The organism is Rhizobacter koreensis, assembly GCF_013366375.1.
Taxonomy (GTDB): Bacteria; Pseudomonadota; Gammaproteobacteria; order Burkholderiales; family Burkholderiaceae_C; genus Schlegelella_A; species Schlegelella_A koreensis.
This window is the reverse complement of sequence record NZ_JABWMJ010000002.1, coordinates 65184-89745: the sequence shown is the minus strand read 5'-3', so window position 1 is coordinate 89745 and position 24562 is coordinate 65184. Positions and strand designations below refer to the sequence as shown.

24 protein-coding genes are annotated in these 24562 nt (G+C 71.5%); 19 read left to right on the top strand and 5 right to left on the bottom strand.

The genetic code is table 11. The features are described 5' to 3' along the window. Positions 1–93 precede the first annotated feature (93 nt). On the bottom strand, positions 94–1584 hold the full coding sequence (locus tag HQN59_RS04295) for an RNA polymerase factor sigma-54 (RefSeq protein ID WP_176066466.1): 1491 nt from the start codon (positions 1582–1584) through the stop codon (positions 94–96). A 273-nt stretch (positions 1585–1857) separates the two neighbouring features. Further along, on the bottom strand, positions 1858–3813 hold the full coding sequence (locus HQN59_RS04290) for a RecQ family ATP-dependent DNA helicase (protein WP_176066464.1): 1956 nt from the start codon (positions 3811–3813) through the stop codon (positions 1858–1860). A gap of 98 nt (positions 3814–3911) precedes the next feature. On the opposite strand from HQN59_RS04290, the gene HQN59_RS04285 reads away from it, so the two are divergent. From HQN59_RS04285 to HQN59_RS04210, 17 genes are all read left to right on the top strand, one after another. Beyond that, entirely contained in the window at positions 3912–4100 is a 189-nt protein-coding gene (locus tag HQN59_RS04285; protein WP_176066462.1) for a hypothetical protein, read from the top strand. 6 nt (positions 4101–4106) lie between these two features. Then, a complete protein-coding gene (locus HQN59_RS04280) occupies positions 4107–5219 on the top strand; it encodes a DNA topoisomerase IB (protein ID WP_176066460.1) in 1113 nt (370 codons plus the stop codon). Between the two features lie 280 nt (positions 5220–5499). After that, a complete protein-coding gene (locus tag HQN59_RS04275; RefSeq protein WP_176066458.1) occupies positions 5500–6303 on the top strand; it encodes an enoyl-CoA hydratase-related protein in 804 nt (267 codons plus the stop codon). After that, positions 6304–7839 carry a 3-hydroxyacyl-CoA dehydrogenase gene (locus HQN59_RS04270; protein ID WP_176066457.1) on the top strand — a complete coding sequence of 512 codons (1536 nt, stop codon included), beginning with the start codon at positions 6304–6306 and terminating at the stop codon, positions 7837–7839. Beyond that, a complete protein-coding gene (paaI, locus tag HQN59_RS04265) occupies positions 7832–8269 on the top strand; it encodes a hydroxyphenylacetyl-CoA thioesterase PaaI (protein WP_342451118.1) in 438 nt (145 codons plus the stop codon). Before HQN59_RS04270 ends, paaI begins: the two co-directional genes overlap by 8 nt. Next, positions 8266–9576, top strand: a complete 1311-nt coding sequence (gene paaK / locus HQN59_RS04260) for a phenylacetate--CoA ligase PaaK (RefSeq protein ID WP_176066455.1) — start codon at positions 8266–8268, stop codon at positions 9574–9576. The genes paaI and paaK overlap by 4 nt, the downstream gene beginning before the upstream one ends. Before the next feature lie 49 nt (positions 9577–9625). Beyond that, positions 9626–10624, top strand: a complete 999-nt coding sequence (gene paaA / locus HQN59_RS04255; RefSeq protein ID WP_176066453.1) for a 1,2-phenylacetyl-CoA epoxidase subunit PaaA — start codon at positions 9626–9628, stop codon at positions 10622–10624. Beyond that, positions 10621–10971, top strand: coding sequence for a 1,2-phenylacetyl-CoA epoxidase subunit PaaB (paaB, locus tag HQN59_RS04250; RefSeq protein WP_246294697.1), 351 nt, complete (start codon positions 10621–10623; stop codon positions 10969–10971). Before paaA ends, paaB begins: the two co-directional genes overlap by 4 nt. A 13-nt stretch (positions 10972–10984) precedes the next feature. After that, complete coding sequence (gene paaC, locus HQN59_RS25950; RefSeq protein WP_246294696.1) at positions 10985–11785, top strand: 1,2-phenylacetyl-CoA epoxidase subunit PaaC; 801 nt, start codon at positions 10985–10987, stop codon at positions 11783–11785. Further along, entirely contained in the window at positions 11782–12336 is a 555-nt protein-coding gene (gene paaD, locus HQN59_RS25945; protein ID WP_342451117.1) for a 1,2-phenylacetyl-CoA epoxidase subunit PaaD, read from the top strand. Before paaC ends, paaD begins: the two co-directional genes overlap by 4 nt. Beyond that, on the top strand, positions 12336–13412 hold the full coding sequence (gene paaE, locus HQN59_RS04240) for a 1,2-phenylacetyl-CoA epoxidase subunit PaaE (protein WP_176066451.1): 1077 nt from the start codon (positions 12336–12338) through the stop codon (positions 13410–13412). Before paaD ends, paaE begins: the two co-directional genes overlap by 1 nt. A gap of 14 nt (positions 13413–13426) precedes the next feature. After that, on the top strand, positions 13427–14104 hold the full coding sequence (locus tag HQN59_RS04235; protein WP_176066449.1) for a TetR/AcrR family transcriptional regulator: 678 nt from the start codon (positions 13427–13429) through the stop codon (positions 14102–14104). Between the two features lie 51 nt (positions 14105–14155). Further along, on the top strand, positions 14156–15301 hold the full coding sequence (locus HQN59_RS04230; RefSeq protein WP_176066447.1) for an ABC transporter substrate-binding protein: 1146 nt from the start codon (positions 14156–14158) through the stop codon (positions 15299–15301). Positions 15302–15347: 46 nt separating this feature from the next. Continuing rightward, a complete protein-coding gene (gene paaZ / locus HQN59_RS04225; RefSeq protein WP_176066445.1) occupies positions 15348–17399 on the top strand; it encodes a phenylacetic acid degradation bifunctional protein PaaZ in 2052 nt (683 codons plus the stop codon). A 137-nt stretch (positions 17400–17536) separates the two neighbouring features. Continuing rightward, the gene (gene phaR / locus HQN59_RS04220) at positions 17537–18130 is read left to right on the top strand and encodes a polyhydroxyalkanoate synthesis repressor PhaR (RefSeq protein WP_176066443.1); all 594 of its coding nucleotides are present in this window, start codon (positions 17537–17539) and stop codon (positions 18128–18130) included. 61 nt (positions 18131–18191) lie between these two features. After that, the gene (gene rimO, locus HQN59_RS04215; RefSeq protein ID WP_176066441.1) at positions 18192–19607 is read left to right on the top strand and encodes a 30S ribosomal protein S12 methylthiotransferase RimO; all 1416 of its coding nucleotides are present in this window, start codon (positions 18192–18194) and stop codon (positions 19605–19607) included. Then, positions 19607–20926, top strand: a complete 1320-nt coding sequence (locus HQN59_RS04210; RefSeq protein ID WP_176066439.1) for a PLP-dependent transferase — start codon at positions 19607–19609, stop codon at positions 20924–20926. The genes rimO and HQN59_RS04210 overlap by 1 nt, the downstream gene beginning before the upstream one ends. Positions 20927–20950: 24 nt before the next feature. Here HQN59_RS04210 and HQN59_RS04205 read toward each other — a convergent pair whose 3' ends face one another. Next, the gene (locus HQN59_RS04205; RefSeq protein WP_176066437.1) at positions 20951–22384 is read right to left on the bottom strand and encodes a cytochrome P450; all 1434 of its coding nucleotides are present in this window, start codon (positions 22382–22384) and stop codon (positions 20951–20953) included. Between the two features lie 10 nt (positions 22385–22394). After that, entirely contained in the window at positions 22395–22859 is a 465-nt protein-coding gene (smpB, locus tag HQN59_RS04200) for an SsrA-binding protein SmpB (protein WP_176067421.1), read from the bottom strand. A gap of 52 nt (positions 22860–22911) precedes the next feature. Between smpB and HQN59_RS04195 the strand changes: the two genes are divergently transcribed. Beyond that, positions 22912–23373 carry a type II toxin-antitoxin system RatA family toxin gene (locus HQN59_RS04195; RefSeq protein WP_176066436.1) on the top strand — a complete coding sequence of 154 codons (462 nt, stop codon included), beginning with the start codon at positions 22912–22914 and terminating at the stop codon, positions 23371–23373. Between the two features lies 1 nt (position 23374). Next, positions 23375–23686, top strand: a complete 312-nt coding sequence (locus HQN59_RS04190) for an RnfH family protein (RefSeq protein ID WP_176066433.1) — start codon at positions 23375–23377, stop codon at positions 23684–23686. Between the two features lie 205 nt (positions 23687–23891). Here the strand turns inward: HQN59_RS04190 and HQN59_RS04185 are convergent, their stop codons facing one another. Beyond that, entirely contained in the window at positions 23892–24431 is a 540-nt protein-coding gene (locus HQN59_RS04185; protein ID WP_246294695.1) for a DUF4124 domain-containing protein, read from the bottom strand. Positions 24432–24562: the final 131 nt, after the last annotated feature.

The following is a 24562-nucleotide window of genomic DNA, read 5'->3' as shown; positions in this document are numbered from 1 at the left end:
CTTCGGGCGAGGCGCTGCGCCATGGCGGCCGGCGCCGCCGCGCAGGGGCGCCCCGGCGCCCAGCCAGGTTGAAAGCCGCGCGCCATCGAGGAGTCAGGCACCTTGCAGCGCAACGCCGACGCCGGAGCCGTCGGCGAGGCGACGGCGGCGCCGCTCGACCGGCGCCAGCTTGAGCAGCTGGCGGTACTTGGTGACCGTGCGACGGGCGACCTTGAGCCCCTGGCGCACCAGCAGCCGCGCGATCTGGGCGTCGGAGAGCGGGCTGCTCGGGTTCTCGCCGTCGATCATTCCCTTGATGACGCCGCGGATCGCGGTGGCCGAGCAGGCGCCGCCGTTGACCGTCGCCATCTCGCGCGAGAAGAAGTACTTCAGCTCGAACACGCCCACCGGCGTGGCCATGTACTTGTTGTTGGTGACGCGGGAGACGGTCGACTCGTGCAGGCCGAGCTCGTTGGCGATCTCGCGCAGGCCGAGCGGCTTCATGGCCATCGGACCGAATTCGAGGAAGTGGTGCTGGCGCTTGAGGATCGCGTTGGCGACCATCAGGATCGTCGAGAAGCGCTGCTCGACGTTGCGCACCGTCCAGCGCGCTTCCTGCAGGTGCGCGGCGAGCTCGCTGTGGCGCGACTCGCGGTGCTCCTGGAACATCGACGCGTACGCCTGGTTGAGCTTGACGCGCGGAACGATCGCGCGGTTGAGCGTCGCCACCCACTTGCCGCGCTGCTTCTTCACGATGACGTCGGGCGTGATGTACTGGACCGACGGCGCCTCGACCTTGGTGCCGGGGCGCGGGTCGAGGTGGCGGATCCGTTCGCAGGCGGCCTCGACGGCGGCCGGGCTCGCGCCGAGCGCCTTCGCGAGGCCGTTGACGTCGCGCTGCGCGAGGCGCGGCAGATGGTCGCGGATGATCCGCTCGGCGAGCGCGCGTTCGCCTTCGTCGTCGATGAGGTGCAGCTGCAGCGTGAGGCACTCGGCGAGGTTGCGCGCCCCCACGCCGCTCGGGTCGAGCGCCTGGACGCGCTTGAGTGCGATCTGCATCTCGGCCATGTCGACCGCCGGTTCGAGGTCGCTGATCGCGGCGATCTCCTCGAGTTCGGTGCGGAGGTAGCCGTCGTCGTCGAGCGACTCGACGATGGCGCAGGCGAGGGCATGGTCGCGGCGCGACAGCGGCAGCACGTTGATCTGGCTGCGCAGGTGCTGGCGCATGCCGACGCTCTCGGCGATCAGGTCGAGCGCCGAGATGTCGGAGTCCGAGCTGCTGGTGCGCGGGCTCGTCGGCGACAGCTGCCAGCTGTCACGCTCGTGCGCGTCGTAGGCTTCGTCGGCGATGCTGTCGTTCGAGACGGCCGGCGCCTCGGTCTTGTCGCTCGCTGCGTCGACGCCCGGCGGGCCTTCCGACGGCGAATCGTCGAGCTCGAGAAAGGGGTTGCGGCCCATCGCGTCGTGCACTTCCTGGGCGAAGTCGAGCGACGACAGCTGCAGCAACCGCACCGCATGCTGCAGGCGCGGCGTCACGCTGTGGTGCTGGCGTTGAGCGGGCTGGAGTCGGAGGCTGGAAGAAGAGCTGGCGTTGGCGAGAGTCATCGGATTCGTGCTCGATACGGCTCGTGAAAGTCGTTGTGGATCGGGTCTCGACGACCTTCGGCAAGGCGTCTTGCCGAGGTCACGAAAGCGTTGGAACGCAACACCCGTGCCAGCTGTTTTCGCCACTCCGCCAAGGCGGCGGATCGTGCCTTTCTCACGGGGAAAGCGACCCTCAACCGGGTCGGAGCCGCGCGCGTGCCACGCCGCCCGGGGCGCCCGTGGGGGCAGGCTTTACCGGAAATTCTTGCCCGCCGGCCCCGCCGTTCGCCCGCGTCAGCGCCGCGCCGCCTTCACGTAGCTCGCGAGGAAGCAGCGCTTCTGGCTGTCCGCGAAGGCCACCGTGACGGTCTCGGCGTCGGCCGATTCGACGATGCCGCGGCCGTAGCGCGGCACGCGCACTGGCGTGCCGGGCGTGAGCCGCTCGGGCGCCGGCGAGCGTGTCGGGGCGGGGGCGTCCGCCCCGCGGGAAGCGACGCCGGCCGACGCGTCGCGCTCGGCGCCTGCGGAGCCGTCAGCCGCTTCACCACCCTCTGGCACTGCCGCCTCCGCGCCCGCGGCCGCGTCGATGCGGCCGCAGTTGTCGCAGCCGTGGCAGCGCTCGAAGTCCTCCATCTCGTCGAAGTGCTGCAGCAGGACGCGCCAGCGGCAATAGCCGGTCTGGCCGTAGAACACCATCTGCTCGAGCATCGCGCGGTCGCTGTCGCGCTTGTCGCGATAGGCGCCGAGCATCTTCTCGAGCTCGGCGCCCTTGAGGTCGGGCCGGCGCAGCGCGAGCGAGCCGTCACGCGCCTGGGCGACCACGCGCTGATGACGCAGCAGGCGCAGCGACACCTGCAGCTTGCCGCGCGGCACCTCGAGGCTCTCGTCGAGGCGGTCGAGCGTCCACGGCTGGCCGTCGGGACGCTCGCGCTGCAGCGTGGTGTAAAGCGTCGTCATCTCCTCGAGTGCCGGGTAGCGGCCCGCGAGGAAGAACTGCTGGACGGCCTTGTCGCTGTGCAGGTAGAGCAGGGTGCAATCGGCATCGAGCCCGTCGCGCCCGGCGCGCCCCGACTCCTGGTAGTAGGCGTCGAGCCCTGCGGGCATCTGGTAGTGCAGCACGAAGCGGGTGTCCGGTTTGTCGATGCCGAGCCCGAACGCATTGGTCGCGACGATCACGCGCGCCTGGCCGTCCATGAACGCGTCCTGGTTCTGGCGCCGATCCTTGGCCGAGAGCCGCCCGTGATAGCGCGTGACCGACTCGCCGGCGTCGGCGAGCGCGGCGTAGACCGTCTCGACCGCCTTGATCGTCGCGGCGTAGACGATGCCGGCACCCTCGTGCGCGCGCACCCACTCGACGGCGCGTGCGAGCTTCTCGTCCTCGCGCGTGACCTGCTGCACTGCGTAGTGCAGGTTCGGCCGGTAGATGCCGGTGCGGACCACCTCGAAGCGTTTGACGCCGAGTTGCTGCGCGATGTCGGCGACGACCTCGTCGGTCGCGGTCGCGGTGAGGGCCAGCACGGTCGGGCTGTGCATCGCCGTGCGCGCGCTGCCGATCTCGAGGAACGCGGGCCGGAAGTCGTGCCCCCACTGCGAGATGCAGTGGGCCTCGTCGATGACCAGGAGGCTGATCGTCTGCTCGCGGACCAGCTGCTGGAACTCCGGGTCGGCGACGCGCTCGGGCGTCGTGAAGACGATGCGCGCGCGGCCTTCGCGGATCGCGTCCTCGGCTTCGTGGGTCGCCTCGGCGTCGACCGCACTGTTGAGCTGGTGGCAGTCGACGCCGATCTCGCGCAGGCTGTCGCACTGGTCCTTCATCAGCGCGATCAGCGGCGACACCACGAGCGTGATGCCGGGCAGCAGCATCGCCGGCAGCTGGTAGCAGAGCGACTTGCCGGCGCCGGTCGGCATGATCGCCAGCGTGTGGCGGCCTTCGAGCACGTGCCCGATGACCTCGGCCTGGCCTTCGCGCAGGCGTTCGAGGCCGAAGGTCTGGCGCAGCACCTGGTCGATGCGGCGCTTGGTCGCGGTGGCGGCGGGCGACCGGGCGCTGGCCTTGCGGGGTCGGGGCGTCGGCTCGGCTCGCGAGGTGGGTTCGGCCGTTCTATCGGGCGCGGCCTCGCCGGGCGTGGCGTGCGTGCCGCCTGCGTTTTCCGACCCTCGCTCGTCGTCGGGCAGATCGGGTGCGGGGGCGGCATCGGCAGCGCGGGAATCCAGCGGGTCGAGAGCGGTGTCGGGTTCGAGCTTGGTCATGCGCGCCACTAGGCAACGCTGAGGCCCGCTCGCCGCGCCGGCGGGCTTATCGACTCATGCGCCAATCGTGACGGGCACAGCGGTTGCCGTTTGCCGGCATGCCGCATCCGCCCGCCGATTCCTCGTTTGCCACGCCGCTGCTCGCCGGCGACCCTGCCGAGCCGCCGCTGCCACCGTCGGGTCCGCGCCCCGAGCCCGCGCCGGTGCCGGTCGGCGACCCGCCGCCGACCGCGCCGCCGCCGCCGGTCCGCGAGCCGCCTGCCGACGCGCCGCCCGCGATCGCGTGAGCCGCGATGGCAGGCACCCCCAACGTTCAGTCGAGCCGCGAGCGTGCCGCGCCGGGCGGCCGCCCCGTGCGCACCGCAACCGGCGTGGTCGTCGCCGAGACGCCCGAAACCCCGGTGCCGCCGGGGCTGGTCTACGTGAGCGACGCCGAGCCGGGCATCCGGCGCATTCGCAAGGGCGACAACTTCTTCTACAAGGCGCCCGACGGCAGGGCGATCCGCAGGGAAGCCGAGCTCAAGCGGATCCGCTCGCTCGCCATTCCGCCCGCATACGAGGACGTCTGGATCTGCCCGCTGCCGAACGGTCACCTGCAGGCCACCGGCCGCGACGCGCGCGGGCGCAAGCAGTACCGCTACCACCCGGAGTGGCGGCTGGCCCGCGATACCACCAAGTTCGAGCGGATGCTCGAGTTCGGCGCCGCGCTGCCGCGCATCCGGCGCCGCGTCAAGGCCGACCTCGAGGCGCCCGTGGGCAGCGCCCCGGGGCGCCTGACCGTGCTCGCGACCATCGTGCGGCTGCTCGACACCACGCTGATCCGCGTCGGCAACGACGAGTACGCGCGCACCAACAAGTCGTACGGCCTGACCACGCTGCGCACGCGCCACGTGGAGGTGGAGCGCGGGCGCATCCAGCTGCGCTTTCGCGGCAAGAGCGGGGTCACCCACGAGGTCGCGCTCGAGGATCCGCGCGTCGCGAAGGTGGTGCGGCGCTGCCAGACCATGCCCGGCCAGGAGCTGTTCCAGTACCAGGACGATGACGGCGAGCGCCACACGGTCGGCTCGGGCGACGTCAACGACTACATCCGCGAGGCGAGCGGCGCCGACTTCACCGCCAAGGACTTCCGCACCTGGCACGGCAGCGTGCACGCCCTCGACCTCTGGCTGCAGCAGGCCGATGCCGATACCGAGCACCGGCTCACGGCGAACCAGCTGATAGGCGAAGTCGCCAAGCGACTCGGCAACACGGTCGCGGTGTGCCGGAAGTCGTACATCCACCCGCGCGTGCTCGAGGCGCTCGGCGCCGAGCACGCCGATGTCTGTGCCGGCTTGCAGGCGCTGCGGCGGCCGGGCCTCGACCCGGCCGAGCGCCGCTTCCTGGCGTTCCTCACCGCGGCGGCGTAGCGGATTAGGGCGTTCGCCCTCGCTTCCGTGACGACGGCGCCCACCGCAGGCGCCCTCGGGCGACTTCGGTGACGGGCCCGGCAGCGGCGGCCACCGACGTTCCGGGCGGTGACGCGGCCGCGCGCGACGCTCGCCGGCGATCCCACGCGTTGAGCTTTCCCCCTCCGCCGAGGGCTCCAGGTAACTCCCCGGTTGTGCCGGCATCCTGGCGCGCCTAAACTCTTTCTACCGACCGGTCGAACTTGCAGTTCGGCGTGTGCGGCGTTGCGAGGGAATCGGCGTGGACGAAGCAGTGGTCATCATCGAGCAGCAGGGCGGCGTCCGCATGCTGACGCTCAACCGGCCGCAGGCGCTCAACAGCTTCACGGCGGCGATGCATGCCGAGCTGATGGCCGGCCTCGACGCCGCGGCGGCTGCCGACGACGTGCGCTGCGTCGTCATCACCGGCGCCGGCCGCGGCTTCTGCGCCGGGCAGGACCTCGGCGACCCCGGCGCGGCGCCCAACCCCGACCCGCACGGCCCGCCCACCGACATCGGCGCCCTGATCGAACGCTTCTACACGCCGCTTGCGCTGCGCCTGGCGAGCATGCCGGTGCCGGTGCTCGCGGCGGTCAACGGAGTGGCGGCCGGCGCGGGGGCCAACATGGCGCTCGGCTGCGACATCGTCGTCGCGTCGCGCAACGCCAGCTTCATCCAGGCCTTCACGAAGATCGGGCTCGTCACCGACTGCGGCGGCAGCTGGCTGCTGCCGCGCCTCGTGGGGCGCGCCCGCGCGCTCGGCCTCGCGATGCTCGGCGACAAGCTGCCGGCCGAGGAGGCCGAGCGCATCGGCCTCATCTGGAAGTGCGTCGACGAGGCGGCGTTCCGCAGCGAGGTCGACGCGATCGCGGCGCGGCTGGCCGCCATGCCCACCAAGGCGCTGGTGGCGACGCGGCGCGCGATCGACGCTGCCCAGCACCTCGACTTCGAAGGGGCGCTCGGCAACGAGGCCTCACTGCAGACCACGCTCGGCAGCTCGCACGACTACCTGGAGGGCGTCGCTGCCTTCATGGCCAAGCGCGCGCCGACCTTCAAGGACCGCTGAATGAACGCTCCGTACACGCTCGACGCCTCGACCGAGGTCGCCGTGATCGGCGCCGGCAGCATGGGTGCCGGCATCGCCCAGCTCGCCGCCCAGTCGCGGCACCGCGTGCGCGTGCTCGACGCGCAGCCCGGCGCCGCCACGCGCGCGCTCGAGCGCATCGGTGCCGACCTCGACGCTGGCGTGCAGCGCGGCCGCATCGACGCTGCCGAACGCGAGGCGGTGTTCGGGCGCATCTCGGTGGTCGAGAGCGCGAGCCAGCTCGCCGGCTGCGGCCTCGCGGTCGAGGCCATCGTCGAGCGGCTCGACGCCAAGAAGTCGCTGTTCCGCGAACTCGAGGACGCGCTCGGAGCCGACGCCGTGCTCGCGACCAACACCTCGTCGATCTCGGTCACCGCGATCGCCGAAGGGCTCGCCGACCCACGGCGCGTGGTCGGCTGGCACTTCTTCAACCCGGTGACCCGGATGAAGCTGGTCGAGATCATCCCCGGTGTCGAGACCGACCCGGCGGTGGTTGCGGCGCTGCACGCGCTCAGCCGCGCCTGGGGCAAGACCGCGGTCGACGCGCCGAACGCGCCCGGCTTCATCGTCAACCGGGTCGCCCGGCCGTACTACGCCGAGGGCCTGCGCCTGCTCGCCGAGCGCATCGCCGCGCCCGAGGCGATCGACCGCGTGCTGCGCGACGCCGGCGGCTTCGCCCTCGGGCCGTTCGAGCTGATGGACCTGATCGGCAACGACGTCAACCTCTCGGTCACCGAGTCGGTGTTCGCCGCGACGGCCTGGGACTCGCGCTACGCGCCCAACATCATCCAGCAGGAGCTGGTGCGCGCCGGGCGTTTCGGGCGCAAGTCGGGCACCGGGTTCTACCGCTACGCCGACGGCGCCAGGCCGCCGGCCGCGCCCGCGGTCGCGGTCGACACGAATGCCGCGCCCGCCAGCGTTGCGGTCGCCACCGACATGGGGCTGCTCGGCGGACTCGTCGAGCGACTGCGCGGTGCGGGACTGCCGATCGCGGTCGACGAGCGCCTGACGGCCGAGACCTTCCGCCTCGGCGACGGCGTGGTGGCGCTCACCGACGGCCGCACGCTCGCCGAGCGGCGCAGCTACCACGAGACGATCACGGTGCTGCTCGACCTCGCGCTCGACTACGCGAACGCCAAGGCGGTCGGCGCGACCGGCAGCGCCGAGTCGCTCGGGCAGCTCGCCGCACTGCTCGCGCCGGCCGGCCTCGATGTGATCGCGCTCGCCGACGTCGCCGGCCTCGCCGTGATGCGCATCGTCTGCGGGCTCGTCAACGAAGCGGCCGACGTGATGACGTGGACGGCGACCCGCGCGCAGGACATCGACACCTCGATGCAGCTCGGCACCGCGTACCCGCGCGGGCCGCTGGCCTGGGGCGATGCCATCGGCCCGGCGCGCGTCGCCGGCGTGCTGGCCAACCTGCAGTCGCATTACGGCGACGTGCGCTACCGCCGCTCGCCGCGCCTTGCCACGGCGCAGCACACCGGCGGAACCCTGCACGGGGGCACGGGTGCCTGAGCACGCGACGCCGGCCGCGGTGGCGGCGCACCTGTTCGCCGGCGATCGCGCGTCGCAGGCGCTCGGCATGCGCATCGTCGACGTCGCCGACGGCGTCGCCGAGCTGCAGATGACGGTGCGTCCCGACATGCTGAACGGCTTCGAGATCTGCCACGGCGGCTTCATCACGACGCTGGCCGACTCGGCGTTCGCGTTCGCCTGCAACACCGGCAACACGCTCACCGTCGCGGCGGGCCTGACGGTCGACTTCCTGGCGCCGGCGCACGGCGGCGACACGCTGACCGCGCGCGCCGAGCGGGTGTCGCAGAGCAGCCGCACCGGCGTCTACGACATCGCGGTGCGCAACCAGCGCGGCGAGCGCATCGCGCTCGTCCGCGGCCGCTCACACGCGCTCAAGGGCCGCACGGTGCTGCCGGAGGAGACGCCATGACCGTGAAGCGACCCGAACCCGGCGAGCTCGAGCCGATCGAGCGGGCCAGCCGCGACGAACTGCAGGCGCTGCAGCTCGAGCGCCTGCGCTGGAGCCTCGGCCACGTGTACGAGAACGTGCCGCAGTACCGGCAGGCGTTCGATGCCAAGGGCGTGCACCCGGACGACCTGAAGAGCCTCGCGGACCTCGCGCGCTTCCCGTTCACCACCAAGGCCGACCTGCGCGAGCACTACCCGTATGGCCTGTTCGCGGTGCCGAAAGAGCGCATCGCGCGCATCCACGCATCGTCGGGAACCACCGGCAAGCCCACCGTGGTCGGCTACACGCTCAAGGACATCGATGTCTGGGCCGACCTGGTCGCGCGCTCGATCCGCGCGGCCGGCGGCCGGCCGGGCGACATGGTGCACGTGGCGTACGGCTACGGCCTCTTCACCGGCGGCCTCGGCGCGCACTACGGCGCCGAGCGCGCCGGCTGCACCGTGATCCCCATGTCGGGCGGGCAGAGCGAGAAGCAGGTCCAGCTGATCACCGACCTGCGCCCCGACATCATCATGGTCACGCCGTCGTACATGCAGGTGCTGATCGAGGAGTTCCGGCGCGCCGGCATCGACCCGCGCGCCACGAGCCTGAAGGTCGGCATCTTCGGCGCCGAGCCATGGACCGAGGCGATGCGGCGCGAGATCGAGACCAACGCCGGCATCGACGCCGTCGACATCTACGGCCTGTCGGAAGTGATGGGGCCGGGGGTCGCCAGCGAGTGCGTCGAGTCGAAGGACGGCCCGGTGATCTGGGAGGACCACTTCTACCCGGAGATCATCGATCCGCTCACCGGCGAGGTGCTGCCCGACGGCAGTGAGGGCGAGCTCGTGTTCACGACGCTCACCAAGGAAGCGCTGCCGGTCGTGCGCTACCGCACCCGCGATCTGACGCGCCTCTTGCCGCCGACCTCGCGCAGCATGCGCCGCATGGGCAAGATCGTGGGCCGCAGCGACGACATGCTGATCATCCGCGGCGTCAACCTGTTCCCGACCCAGATCGAGGAGATCGTGCTGAACCACGGGAGCCTGTCGGGGCAGTACCAGCTCGTCGTCACGCGCGAGGGCAACCTCGATGCGGTCGAGGTGCGCTGCGAGGTGTTGCCGGAGCACGCCTCGGCGGACCGTGCGGCGCTCGCACAGGCGATCGGGCAGCGCATCAAGGCGCTGATCGGACTCTCCATGGCGGTCGACGTCGGGGTGCCCGACAGCCTCGAGCGCACGCTGGTCGGCAAGGCGCGTCGCGTGATCGACAAGCGACCGCGCGGCTGACGACGTCGCGTCGCATCGAAACCGGCCGCCCAACGGGCAAGGAGCCAGCATGTACACCCAGGCGATGGACACGATGGCGCGCGAGGCGCCGCAAACCGCACGCGTGCCGGACGATCCGGCGGCCGCCGCGCGCTTCGAGGCGCGCATCGACGCCGGCGACTTCATCGAGGCCAAGGACTGGATGCCCGAGCACTACCGGCGCACATTGGTCCGACAGATCAGCCAGCACGCGCACTCCGAGATCGTCGGCATGCTGCCCGAGGGCAACTGGATCACGCGCGCGCCGACCTTGAAGCGCAAGGCGATCCTGCTCGCCAAGGTGCAGGACGAGGCCGGTCACGGGCTCTACCTGTATTCGGCGGCCGAGACGCTCGGCACCTCGCGCGACCAGCTGCTCGCGGCGCTGCACAGCGGCAAGGCCAAGTACAGCTCGATCTTCAACTACCCGACGCTCACCTGGGCCGACGTCGGCGTGATCGGCTGGCTGGTCGATGGCGCGGCGATCATGAACCAGGTGCCGCTCTGCCGCTGCTCGTACGCGCCGTATGCGCGCGCGATGGTGCGCATCTGCCGCGAGGAGAGCTTCCACCAGCGCCAGGGCTTCGAGTCGCTGCTGACCATGATGAACAAGGGCACCGACGCGCAGCGCCGCATGGTCCAGGACGCGGTCGACCGCTGGTGGTGGCCGAGCCTCATGATGTTCGGCCCGCCCGATGCGGAATCGCCGAACTCCGAGCAGTCGATGCGCTGGGGCATCAAGCGCATCAGCAACGACGAGCTGCGCCAGAAGTTCGTCGACGCCGCGGTCGAGCAGGCAAGGGTGCTCGGCGTCAGCCTGCCCGACCCCGAGCTGCGCTGGAACGAGGCGCGCGGCCACCACGACTTCGGCGCGATCGACTGGAACGAGTTCTGGCAGGTCGTCGGCGGCGACGGCCCGTGCAACCGCGAGCGCCTCGCGGCGCGCGTGGCGGCGTGGGACGACGGGGCCTGGGTGCGCGAGGCGGCGCTCGCCCACGCCGCGAAGAGCGAACTGGCGGAGGCGGCATGAGCCCTGCGGTGACCCCTGGCGCGATCCCCGGGCCACCGGCCGAGCCGGTCGGCAAGCCCGCCGGCCGCCCCGAGTGGCCGCTCTGGGAAGTGTTCGTGCGCAGCAAGGCCGGGCTCGACCACAAGCATTGCGGCAGCCTCCATGCCGCCGACCCGGCGATGGCGATCCAGCTCGCGCGCGACGTCTACACGCGGCGCCAGGAAGGCGTCAGCGTGTGGGTGGTCCGGTCGGACCAGATCGTCGCGTCCGACCCCGGCGAGAAGGCCGCGTACTTCGACCCGATGGAAGACAAGGTGTACCGCCACCCGACGTTCTACGAGCTGCCGGCCGCGGTCGACCACATGTGAGCGCGCGCGCTTTATGAGCTCTTCCTCGATCGCGATCGCCGACGACCCCGCCGTGCGCTACCTGCTGCGCATCGGCGACACCTGCCTCGTGCACGCGCAGCGCCTGGCCGAATGGAGCGGCCACGCGCCGATGCTCGAGGAAGACATCGCGATGTCGAACATCGCGCTCGACCTGCTCGGCCAGGCCCGCGCGGTGCTGACGCGCGCCGGCCAGGTGGAGGCCGCGGCACGCGGCGTAGGCTCGGCAGCCGCGTTCGACGAGGACCAGCTCGCCTTCCTGCGCGACGAGCGCGACTTCGTGAACGTGACGCTCGCCGAGCTGCCGCGCGGCGACTTTGCATCGACCATGCTGCGCGCATTCATGCTGGCGACGTTCTTCCGGCTGCTGTGGGAGCGTCTCGACGCGTCGAGCGACGCCGAGCTGGCGGCGATCGCGGGCAAGGCGGTCAAGGAAGCGCGCTATCACCAGCAGCACGCCGGCGACTGGGTGGTGCGGCTCGGCGACGGAACGCCCGAGTCGGCGCGCCGCATGCAGCGCGCGCTCGACACCTTGTGGCCGTACGTGCCCGAGCTGTTCGAGGCCGACGCCGTCGACGCGGCCGCGGCGGCGAGCGGCCTCGGCCCGAACTGGGCCGATCTCGAGACGTCGTGGCGCGCCGAGGTCGAGCCGGTGCTCGGCGCGGCCGACCTCTCGTTGCCGGCGCCGCGGGCGTTCCGCAGCACCGGCAAGGCCGGTCGCCACAGCGAGCACATGGGCTATCTGCTTGCCGAGATGCAGCACCTGCAGCGCGCGTTCCCCGGAGGCGTCTGGTGAGCGTCGCCGCGATCAGGCGCCGTGAAGTCGGCGCGCCCGACGTGGCCGCGCGCGTCGAGCGCGCCTGGGCCGTGCTCGCCGACGTGCTCGACCCCGAGCTGCCGGTCGTCTCGATCCGCGACCTCGGCATCGTGCGCGACGTGCATGCCGACGGCGACCGGCTCGTCGTCGTGCTGACGCCGACCTACTCGGGCTGCCCGGCGACCGAATGGATCGAGCGCAGCGTGCGCGACGCGCTCGATGCCGAAGGCCTGGCCCCATCCGGCGTCGAGTGGCAGCGCGCGCCGGCGTGGACCACCGACTGGATCAGCGCCGAAGGACGCCGCCTGCTGCGCGAGCACGGCATCGCGCCGCCCGGGCCGGCAGCCGCGCCGACGGGCGCGCCGTTGCGCTTCGTGCCGGCGGCCGCGCGACGTGCGCCTGCCGTCCAATGCCCGCGCTGCGCGAGCCTCGACACCGCCTGCCTCTCGACCTTCGGCTCGACCGCGTGCAAGGCGCTCTATCGTTGCAACGCCTGCGGCGAGCCGTTCGAGTTCGTCAAGCCGATCTGATGGCGCTGCACTTCCATCCCTTGCGCATCAAGCGCATCGTCCCCGACGCCGACGACGCCCTGCTGGTGTCGTTCGACGTTCCCGAGGCGCTGCGTGACGAGTTCCGCTTCACCCACGGCCAGCACCTCACGCTGCTCGGCCACATCGGCGGCGTCGAGCAGCGCCGCTCGTACTCGATCTGCTCGGGCGTCGACGACGGCGAGCTGCGCGTCGGCGTTCGCAAGGTCGAGGGCGGCGTGTTCTCGACGTGGTTGCACGAGCACCTGCGGGTCGGCGACACGGTGCAGGTGATGACGCCCGAAGGGCGCTTCTTCGTCCCGCTCGAGACCGGCGCCGCGCGCCACTACCTCGGCATCGCCGGCGGCAGCGGCATCACGCCGATCCTTTCGATCGTCAAGACCGTGCTGGCACGCGAGCCGCGCTCCCGCTTCACGCTGATCTACGGCAACCGGCGCCAGCGCTCCGCGATGTTCAAGGAGGAGCTCGAGGACCTCAAGAACCGCTACCTGTCGCGCCTGGTGCTGCACTGGGTGTTCTCGCGCGAGCAGACCGATCTGCCGCTCTACAACGGTCGGCTCGACAGGGCCAAGATCGCCGAGTTCCTGGGCTCGGTGGTCGACGTCGGAAGCGTCGACCATGCCTTCGTGTGCGGGCCGCACGGCATCAACGACGCCGCCGAGGCGGCGCTGCTCGAAGCCGGCTTGTCGCCGACGCACGTCCACATCGAGCGCTTCGGCATCCCGGCCGAGTCGCAGGCGCTGCTCGCGCCGGTCGCCGACGCGCGCGACGCCGCCGAGGCGAGCATCGTCATCGTGCGCGACGGCATCCGCCGCGAGCTGGCGTTCCACCGCGAGGACGGCAACATCCTCGACGCCGCCGCGGCGGCCGGCATCGACGTGCCGTTCTCGTGCCGTTCGGGCGTGTGCTGCACCTGTCGCGCCAAGCTCGTCGAAGGCGAGGTGCGCATGGACCGCAACTTCGCGCTCGAGCGCCACGAGGTAGAGGCCGGCTTCGTGCTCGCCTGCCAGGCCCACCCCTTGAGCGAGCGCGTCGTGCTCTCGTTCGACGAGCGCTGAGGGAGCGGACGAGCATGCCGCGCGGACGCGCCCCCGGCTACGCGATGCAGCGCGAGCAGATCCTCGCCAACGCGGCGAAGCTGTTCGCGCGTCAGGGCTTTACCGCGACCTCGATGAACCAGGTCGCCGACGCCTGCGGCGTGTCCAAGCCGGCGCTCTACCACTACGTCGACGACAAGCACCAGCTGCTGGTCGAGATCGCCGCCAACCACGTCGATCGCCTGCTCGGGCTGATCGCCGAGGTCGAGGCCGCCGGGCTCGCGCCCGAGCCGATGCTGCGCGCGCTGATCGAACGCTTCCTCGCCCTCTATGCCGACACGCAGGCCGAGCACCAGGTGCTGACCGGCGACGTGCGTTTCCTCGAGCCGCCCGAGCGCGAGCGCGTGCTCGACGGGCAGCGCCGCGTGGTCGCCGCGTTCGCGGCCGCGCTGGTGCGCGTCGTCCCCGAACTGCGCGACGCGCGTCTCGAGACGCCGGTCGCCATGCTGCTGTTCGGCATGATGAACTGGACCTTCACCTGGCTGCAGCCGCACGGCCGCCTGACCCACGCCGACGTCGCCCCGCTGATCGCCGATCTGCTGCTCGGCGGCGTCGGTTCGATCGAGGCGCTCGGCGCGCCGCCCGCCACCCCGAGCACCGCACCGCGCGCGAAGGCGCGGTCGCGAACGCCGCCCGCCGCCAAGGCGGCCTGACGACGCCGTGCAGCACACCGCACGCGAGACCCGAGTCCACCAGGAGCACCCATGAACTTCAAGAAACCCGTCTTCCTTGCCGTGAGCCTCGCGCTCGCCGCGCTCGCCCACGCCCAAGTGAACGTCGGCGTCACGGTATCGGCGACCGGCCCGGCGGCCTCGCTCGGCATTCCCGAGAAGAACACGATCGCATTGATGCCGACGACGATCGGCGGCCAGAAGATCAACTACATCGTGCTCGACGACGCGTCCGACACCACGGCGGCGGTGAGCAACACCAGGAAGCTCATCACCGAGAACAAGGTCGACATCGTGCTCGGGTCGACCACCACGCCGAACTCGCTGGCGATGATCGACGTGGTCGCCGACGCGCAGACGCCGATGATCTCGATGGCCGCGTCGGCCCGCATCGTCGAGCCGGTCGACGCCAAGAAGCGCTGGGTCTTCAAGACGCCGCAGAACGACATCATGATGTCGCTCGCGATCGCCGGCCACATGCAGGCGCAAGGCGTCAAGACCGTCGGCTTCATCGGCTTCGCCGATGCCTACGGAGAAGGCTGGTTCCAGGAGTTCAGCAAGGTCGCCGGCTCGAAGGGTCTGACCATCGTCGGAAGCGAGCGCTACGCCCGCAACGACACCTCGGTGACCGGCCAGGTCCTCAAGCTGATGGCCGCCAGGCCCGACGCGGTGCTGATCGCCGGCTCCGGCACGCCGGCCGCGCTGCCGCAGCGCACGCTCAAGGAACGCGGCTACACCGGCAAGTACTACCAGACGCACGGCGTCGCCAACAACGACTTCCTGCGCGTCGGCGGCAAGGACCTCGAAGGCACCTTCCTGCCGTCGGGTCCGGTCCTCGTCGCGAGCCAGCTGCCGGCGAGCGACCCGGTGCGCGCCAGCGCGCTCGAGTACGTGCAGAAGTACGAGGCCGCGTACGGCAAGGGCTCGGTGTCGACCTTCGGCGCGCACGCCTGGGACGCCGGTCGTCTGATGCAGGTCGCGGTCGCCGCGGCGCTCAAGAAGGCGCAGCCGGGCACGCCCGAGTTCCGCAGCGCGCTGCGCGACGCCCTCGAGGCGGCCCGCGAAGTCAAGGGCGCGCACGGCATCTTCAACATGTCGCCGACCGACCACCTCGGCCTCGACCAGCGCGCCCGCGTGATGGTCAAGATCGAGGACGGCGGCTGGAAGTACCAGCCGTGAGACCCGTCGGGTTCCACGGGACTCTGCCGCACTGCGGAGGCGCGCGGTGAACGGCGCGCCCCTGCAGAGCCTGATCGCCGGCGCGTGGATCGGCACGCGGCCGGCGCTCGCGCTGCCGAGCGCCATCGACGGCAGCGTCGTCGCCCACACGCACGAGGAAGCGATCGACTTCGGCGCCGCGCTCGAGTTCGGGCGGCGGCGCGGGTTCATCGGCCTGATGGCGCTCGACTTCCAGCAGCGCGCGGCGCGCCTGAAGGCGCTCGCCGCGTACCTGAACGAGCGCAAGGAAGCGCTCTACGTGCTGTCGCGGCACACCGGCGCGACACGCAGCGACAGCTGGGTCGACATCGAAGGCGGCACCGGCACGCTCTACGCGTACGCGTCGCTGGCGTCGAACGAGCTGCCGTCGGGCAACGTGGTCCACGAGGGACCGGTCGCGACGCTCGGCAAGAAGGGCCAGTTCGCCGGCACCCACATCCTGGTGCCGCGCGGCGGCGTCGCGGTCCACATCAACGCGTTCAACTTTCCCGTGTGGGGGCTGCTCGAGAAGTTCGCGCCGAGCTTTCTCGCGGCGCTGCCCTGCATCGTCAAGCCGGCGACCGCGACCAGCTACCTCACCGAGGCGCTGGTCCGCATGATCGACGACTCGGGGATCCTTCCGGCCGGCAGCCTGCAGCTGGTGATCGGGTCGACCGGCGACCTGCTCGATCGCCTCGAGAGCCACGACGTCGTCACCTTCACCGGGTCGGCCGACACCGCCGTCAAGCTGCGCTCGACGCCGAACCTGATCCGCCAGTCGATCCCGTTCAACGTCGAGGCCGATTCGCTCAACAGCGCGATCCTCGGGCCCGACGTCACGCCCGACAGCCCCGAGTTCGACCTCTTCGTGAAGGAGGTCGTCCGCGAGATGACCGTCAAGGCGGGGCAGAAGTGCACCGCAATCCGGCGCGCGATGGTGCCGAGGGCGCAGCTCGACGCGGTCGCGGCGGCGCTGAAGGCGCGCCTCGCGAAGGTCGCGGTCGGCGACCCGGCGCTCGAGAACGTGCGCATGGGCGCGCTCGCCTCGAAGGCGCAGCAGCACGACGTCGGCGAGCGCGTGCGGATGCTGGCCGAAGGCAACGAGGTCGTGTTCGGCGCGGCCGACGGCTTCGCGCCGCTCGGAGAAGGTGTCGGGGAAGGCGCGTTCTTCGCACCGACGCTGCTGCTCTGCCGCGACGGCTGGGCCAACGACGCGGTGCACGACGTCGAGGCGTTCGGGCCGGTCAGCACCTTGATGCCGTACGGCGACATCGACGAGGCGATCGCGCTCGCCGCACGCGGCCGCGGCAGCCTGGTCGCGACGCTGGTCACGCACGACCCGGCGATCGCCGCGCGCGCCGTGCCGCAGCTCGCCGCGTGGCACGGTCGCCTGCTGGTGCTCGACCGCGATGCCGCGGCCGAGTCGACCGGGCACGGCTCGCCGCTGCCGCTGCTCAAGCACGGCGGCCCGGGCCGCGCCGGCGGCGGCGAGGAGCTCGGCGGCGTGCGCGCCGTGACCCACTTCCTGCAGCGCGCGGCCATCCAGGGCTCGCCGACCATGCTGGCGGCGGTGGGCGGCGAGTACGTGCGCGGTGCAGCGGTCCGCGAGTCCGACGTCCATCCCTTCCGCAAGCACTTCGAGGATCTCGCGATCGGCGACTCGCTGCTGACGCACCGCCGCACCGTCAGCGAGGCCGACATCGTCGCGTTCGGCGGCATCTCGGGCGATTACTTCTACATGCACTTCGACGAGATCGCGGCGCGCGACTCGGCGTTCGGCAAGCGCATCGCGCACGGCTACTTCGTGCTGTCGGCGGCAGCGGGCCTGTTCGTCTCGCCGGCGCCCGGTCCCGTGCTCGCCAACTATGGGCTCGACACGCTGCGCTTCGTCAAGCCGGTCGGCATCGGCGACACGATCCAGGCCCGGCTCACCGCCAAGCGCAAGATCGACCGCAACAGGAAAGACGCCGCGGGCGTGGGGCAGGGCGTGGTCGCCTGGGATGTCGCGGTGACCAACCAGGACGGCGAGCTGGTCGCGAGCTACGACATCCTGACGCTGGTCGCCAAGCGCGCCACCTGAGCGGGCGTGCGGGCGGACCGCCGGCGCGGCGGCAGCGGGCACATCGCGGCCTGCCGCGCGACGGGGAAACCCCCGTCCGGGTGGGGCGGGGCCGGCTCCTAGAATCGCCCGGCACCCGCACCCGGAGCTGACAACGCATGGCCCAGACCCGCCGCGCCGGCGCCCCCAAGGCCGGCTCGTCCGGACCCAAGGGACCGCGCATCCTCAAGAAGTACCCGAACCGCCGCCTCTACGACACCGAGATCTCGAGCTACATCACGCTCGCCGACGTGAAGGAGATGGTGCTCGCGGGCAAGGCGTTCGAGGTGCGCGACGCCAAGACCAACGAGGACCTGACGCGCAGCATCCTGCTGCAGATCATCCTGGAAGAGGAAACCGGCGGCGTGCCGATCTTCTCGACGTCGATGCTGTCGCAGATCATCCGTTTTTACGGGCACGCCATGCAGGGAATGATGGGCTCGTACCTCGAGAAGAACCTGCAGACCTTCACCGACATCCAGGCGCGCATCGCTGAGCAGTCGAAGGGCCTCTACGACCCCAAGACGCAGAACCCCGAGATGTGGGCGCAGTTTCTCAACGGGCAGGCGCCGATCGTGCAGAACCTGATGGGCAACTACCTCGAGCAGTCGCGCAACATGTTCGTGCAGATGCAGGAGCAGGTCGCCAAGCAGGCCGAGACGCTGTTTCCGGCGATCCCCGGACTCAAGCCGCCGCCGCGCGAGAAGCCCTGAGCGGGCGCGCCTTCTGCGGGGCGCGAGGGCTCCGGCGAGTCCGATCGGCGAAAATCGCCGGATGATCGAAGAAGCCCTTCAGGCGCCCGTCGCCGCCCCGCGTGCCGGCGCGCCCAAGATCGGTTTCGTCTCGCTCGGCTGCCCGAAGGCGCTGACCGATTCGGAGCTGATCCTCACCCGCCTCGGGGCCGAAGGCTACGCCACCTCCAAGACCTTCGGCGGCGCCGACCTGGTGATCGTCAACACCTGCGGCTTCATCGACGACGCGGTCGCCGAGAGCCTGCAGACGATCGGCGACGCGCTCGCCGAGAACGGCAAGGTCATCGTCACCGGCTGCCTCGGCGCCAAGACCGGCGAGGCCGGCGGCAACCTGGTGCGCGAGATCCACCCGAGCGTGCTGGCGGTGACCGGCCCGCACGCGACCGCCGAGGTGATGGACGCGGTGCACCGCCACGCGCCGATCGAGCACGACCCGTTCGTCGACCTGGTGCCGCCGCCGCAGGTGTCGCCGGTCGGCATCAAGCTCACGCCGCGCCACTACGCCTATCTGAAGATCAGCGAGGGCTGCAACCACCGCTGCACGTTCTGCATCATCCCGAGCATGCGCGGCGACCTGGTGTCGCGGCCGATCGGCGACGTGCTCGCCGAGGCCGAGGCGTTGTTCGAGTCGGGCGTCAAGGAACTGCTGGTGATCAGCCAGGACACCAGCGCGTACGGCGTCGACGTCGCCTACCGCACCGGGTTCTGGGCCGGGCGGCCGGTGAAGACCAAGATGCTCGACCTCTGCGAGCGGCTCGCCGACATCGCCGAGCGCCACGGCGCGTGGGTGCGCCTGCACTATGTCTATCCGTACCCGCACGTCGACCAGATCCTGCCGCTGATGGCGAGCGGGCGCATCCTGCCGTATCTCGACATCCCGTTCCAGCACTCGCACCCCGACGTGCTGCGGCGCATGAAGCGGCCGGCGAGCGGCGAGAGGAACCTCGAGCGCCTGCAGCGCTGGCGCGAGGTCTGCCCCGAACTCGTCGTGCGCAGCACCTTCATCGCCGGCTTCCCGGGCGAGACCGAGGCCGAGTTCGAGCACCTGCTCGACTTCGTTCGCGAGGCCGGGATCGACCGCGCCGGCTGCTTCGCCTATTCGCCGGTGGCAGGCGCGGCCGCCAACGACCTGCCCGGCATGCTGCCGCTCGAGGTGCGCGAGGAGCGGCGGGCGCGCTTCATGGCGGTCGCCGAAGCGGTGTCGACGGCGCGCCTCGAGCGCCGCGTCGGCGCGACCATGCAGGTGCTGGTCGACAAGGCCCCCGCGCTCGGTCGCAAGGGCGGCGTCGGCCGCAGCTACGCCGACGCGCCCGAGATCGACGGCACGGTGCGCATCCTGCCGCCCGAAAAAGCGTCGAAGACGCTCAAGGTCGGCGAGTTCGCCCGCGTGCGCATCGTCGGCACCGAGGGCCACGACCTCGTCGGCGTGATCGCCTGATGGCAGACGAGGGCGGAGCGGCCGGGACCGCGCCGGGCGGCCCGGCGGGCGGGAGCGGCGCAGCGTCGGGAGCGGCGGCTGGTCCGGGCGTTCCCGCCGCGCCGCCCGACACCGCGTCGGCGGCGCCGGCGTCGCCGGCCGCCACCGCGCTGATCGCCCATCCGTACTGCCCGCCGGCGGGCTTTGCCGCGCCGCAGCCGCCGGTGCACAAGGCGTCGACGGTGATCTTCCCGAACGTCGCCGCGCTGCGCGCGCGCAACTGGCGCGAAAAGACCGGCTACACCTACGGCCTGCACGGCACGCCGACCACGTTCACGCTCGAGGCACGCATTGCGACGCTCGAGGGCGGCCTGCACACGCTGCTGGTGCCGAGCGGCCTCGCGGCGATCGCGCTGATCGACATGGCGCTGCTGAAGGCGGGTGACCACGTGCTGCTGCCCGACAACGTCTACGGCCCGAGCAAGGAGCTCGCGCGCCACGAGCTCGCCGGCTGGGGCATCACGCACGCGTTCTACGACCCGCAGGAGCCGGCCTCGCTCGAATCCGCGATCACGCCGGCGACGCGCCTCGTGTGGCTCGAGGCCGCGGGCTCGGTGACGATGGAGTTCCCGGACCTCGCGGCGTTGATCGCGATCGCGCGCCGCCGCAGCGTCACGGTCGCGCTCGACAACACCTGGGGCGCCGGCATCGCGTTCGACCCGTTCCGCATCGGCGCGAACGAGGGCGGCGAGCCGCTCGGCGTCGACATTTCGATGCAGGCGCTCACCAAGTACCCGTCGGGCGGTGGCGACGTGCTGATGGGGTCGGTGACGACGCGCGACGAGACGCTGCACCTCCGGCTGAAGTTCGCGCACATGCGGATCGGCTTCGGCGTCGGCGGCAACGACGTCGAGCACGTGCTGCGCTCGCTGCCGTCGCTGCCGCTGCGCTACGCGGCGCAGGACCGTGCCGGGCGTGCCCTCGCCGAGTGGTGGCGCGGTCGCCCCGAGGTGACGCAGGTGCTGCATCCGGCGCTCGCCGGCAGCCCCGGCCACGACCACTGGCGGCGCCTCTGCGGCGGCGCGGCGGGCCTGTTCTCGGTGGTCTTCGACGCGCGTTTCGACGCGCGGCAGGTCGATGCCTTCGTCGATGCGTTGCGCCTCTTCAGGATCGGCTACTCGTGGGCCGGGCCGGTGAGCCTGGTGGTGCCGTACGACCTTGCGCTGCTGCGCGGCGCGCCGCCCGGCGGCGCGACGCTGGTGCGCTTCTCGGTGGGGCTCGAGGCTCTCGAGGATCTGATCGCGGACTGCGAGCAGGCGCTCGCCGTGTTGACGCGCTGAGGGCGCGCTCGGCCGAGCGCAGGCTCAGCCGCGCACCCGCAGCCGCATCGTCAGGCCTACTGGCGCCATCGTGAACGCGAGGTGCTCGACCGCCTCGCCGCCGCCCGGCGTGTCGACGCCGACGATCTCGAACGTGTTCAGAAGCATGGCCATCGCGCTCTTGATTTCGAGCATCGCGAGCTGACGACCCGGGCAGACGCGCGGACCGGCGCCGAACGGCATCGAGACGCGGCTCGGCGCGCTCGCCGCGCGTGCCGGGTCGCCGCCGAGCCAGCGCCCGGGATCGAAGCGCTGCGGCTCGGGAAAGTAGCGCTCGTTGAGGTTGTCGCTGCGCATCGCGCCCCAGACCACCGACCGGGCGGGCACCCGCACGTCGCCGATGACGGTGTCGCGCAGCGCCTGCATCAGGAGGGTCGGCGCGACCGGCTTGAGGCGCATCGTCTCGTTCGCGCAGGCGTCCAGATAGCCCGGCGCGGCGACGCGCTCGTAGGTCCAGGCGTCGACCGGGCCGAGGCGGGCGGCTTCCTCGACCGCACGTGCCTTCTGGTCCGGGTGGCGGTCGAGCAGGTAGATCATCCAGGCCAGCGTGTTGGCGGTCGTGTCTTCGCCGGCGAGCAGCATCGTCATCACGTTGCCGGCGATGTCGCGGTCGGTCCACGCGGCCTCGGCATCGGCATCGGCCGCGACGATCATCGCCTCGAGCAGGTTCGGCGGGTTCTCGCGCCGCGCGGGATCGGCGGCGAGCCGCTCGCGCGCCGCGGCGATGAAGCCGGCGATCGCCTCGTTCACCGCGGCGACGCTGCGCTCGAGCTCGCGGTCGGCGCGGCTCTTCCAGTAGCGCCAGGTCGCGACCGGCGCGATCAGGCGGTGCGCGAACGCCGGAAAGATCTTGTCGAGGTGACGCTGGATGATGTCGTCGTCCGACTCCAGCGTGTTGAAGTCGTTGCCGAACGCGAGCCCCGAGATGGCGTCGACCGTGAAGCGCATCAGGTCGCCTTGCAGGTCGATCGGCGCTCCGGTCGCCGCGGCGCGCCGCCAGCGCGCTTCGAGCCGTCGCGTCACCTTCACGAGCGACGGGAAGTAGGCCTTGAGCCGGCGCGGATCGAAGCCGGCCATGACGACCCGGCGCTGGCGCCGCCAGTCGTCGCCTTCGGCGTTGAAGACGCCGGGCTGGATGCCCATTTCGTCGCTGATGCGCGCGAGCTTGGGAATGCGCCGGAAGCCCTCGGGGCGGTCGCGCAGCGCCGCCGCATAAGCCTCGTGGTCGGCGACGACCAGCAGCGTGTAGCGCCCGAGGCGCAGGCGAAAGAACGGCCCGTAGCTGCGCGCCCACGCTTCGACGTTCTGGTGGATGCGTGGCGGGTCGACCTGCAGCAGGCTGCCGAAGAACGGCCAGCTGCGCGGACCGGGCAGGTCGTCGATCTCGCGCAGGATCGCGGCGCCGGCGCCCGCCTTCATGTCCACCGTCTCACCCGCGCGGCTTGGACGAGACCTTGTGGCGCATCAGGCGTCCCTTCTCGCGGTCCCAGTCGCGCTCCTTCTCGGTGTTGCGCTTGTCGTGTTCGGCCTTGCCCTTGGCCAGCGCGATCTCGGCCTTCACGCGGCCGCCCTTGTAGTGCAGGTCGAGCGGCACCAGCGTGAAGCCGCGCTGCTCGACCTTGCCGATGAGGCGCCGGATCTCGTCCTTGCGCAGAAGCAGCTTCTTGGTGCGGTCGGCTTCGGGCGAGACGTGGGTCGACGCGCTGCGCAGCGCGTTGATTCGACAACCGATGAGGTAGAGCTCGCCGTCGCGGATGACGACGTAGCCGTCGGTGAGCTGGACCTGGCCGGCGCGGATGGCCTTGATCTCCCAGCCCTGCAGCACCATCCCGGCCTCGTGTTTCTCCTCGATGTGATAGTCGAAGCGGGCGCGGCGGTTCTCGGCGATGGACATGGGGTAGGGCTTCGAGGGCAGCAAAGTGCCGCTCATACAATTTGGCGATTGTATGAAGCACGTCAAGAAGTCGGTCCTGCTCTGGTACTCGCCGCACGAGATCTACGAGCTGGTCACGGCGGTCGAGCAGTACCCGCAGTTCCTGCCGTGGTGCGAACGTGCCGAGATCATCGAGCGCGACGAGCACGGGCTCACCGCGCGCCTGCACCTCGCGTTCTCGGGCCTGCGCCACGCCTTCACGACGCGCAACACGCAGGTCCGCGATACATCGGTGCATGTCGGCCTGGTCGACGGGCCGTTCTCGATGCTCGACGGCACCTGGCGCTTCATCCCGATCGCGCTGCCGCCGCTCGGCGCCGGCCCGAGCGAGGGTTGCAAGATCGAGTTCGAACTGCGCTACGCGTTCGCGAACTTCGCGCTCGAGGCGGTCATCAGCCCGGTGTTCGATCGCATCGCCAACACCTTCGTCGACGCCTTCGTCAAGCGCGCCGAGCAGGTCTACGGCGCGCGCTAGCGTGACACCCGCTTTCGCGGTCGAGGTGGTGTTCAGCCCCGCGCCACGCGAGGTCGACCGCAGCCAGGTCCTGGTGGCGCCCGGCGCCAGCGTCGTGGACGCGATCCGCGCCAGCGGCGTGCTCGAGCGCCACCCGATGATCGACCTCGACCGACAGCGCGTCGGCATCTGGGGTCGTGCGTGCGGCCCGGAAGCGCCGGTCAGCGCTGGCGACCGCGTCGAGATCTACCGGCCGCTCGCGGCCGACCCGAAGGACGCGCGGCGCGCGCGGCATCGGGCGCTGGTCGCGGCCAAGCGGAAGGCAAGGCGCTGAGCTCGGAGCTGCCGGGTTCCAGCGGTTGCGGCGCGGGCTCCGGCCGCCTGAGCGACTCCCCGCGCGACCCCGGCGCCGCAGTCGCGGCGCGCGGCCACGGCCGCGGCCGGTCATCGTTCGTTCGCGTGAGCCGAAGATGCCATGCTTGCGGAAGGGCAGCCGCGGACGCGCCTTCGGGGGGCGCGCGGCGTGACGCGCGGCGCTGCTACTTGCAGTCGCTCGCGATGATCGCCTGCGTGCGGCGCGCCTCGTCGCCGCGCGCCCTGTCGTCGAGGAACTCGCGCTCGCCCTTGTCGTTCATGCGGGCGACGCGCATGCCGCTTTCGAGCGTCTGCAGCTGACTGCGCGCGCGGGTGCAGTTCTCGGCACGCGCGGCGGCGAGCCGCGTTTCCTCGGCCTTGGCCTTGGCCTGCTGCTCCTGCTCGGCCTTCTTGCGGCGCGCCTCGAGCTCGGCGTCGGCGCCCTTGGGGGCGAGCGGCGCGCTGGCAGCGGGGTCGACCGTGCCCGACGTCGCCGCCGCTGCAGGTGTGGCCGCGGCGACCGCCGCGGGCTGACGCGCGGCTTCGGTGCGGCGTTGCGCAGCCGGCCGGCTCAGGATGTTCTGCTCCGGCGTGCCGGGCGGCGGCGGCAGGTCGCTGTACTGCGTGCGGCCGCTGCCGTCGCGCCACTTCCACTGCGCCGCAGCCGGGAATGCGAGCGCGAGCGCCACGGCGCCGACCAACACCATCGAGAACTTTCGGGCCATCGCTCCACCCACGAATCGACCGCAAGGACAAGCCTGGCAGTGTAGCGGCGCACCCCTCGCCGGCAGCGCTGTCCGAGCCCCCCGGAAAGGGATGTTTGTGGCGCCCTCCCTATAATTCGCTTTTGCGTCCA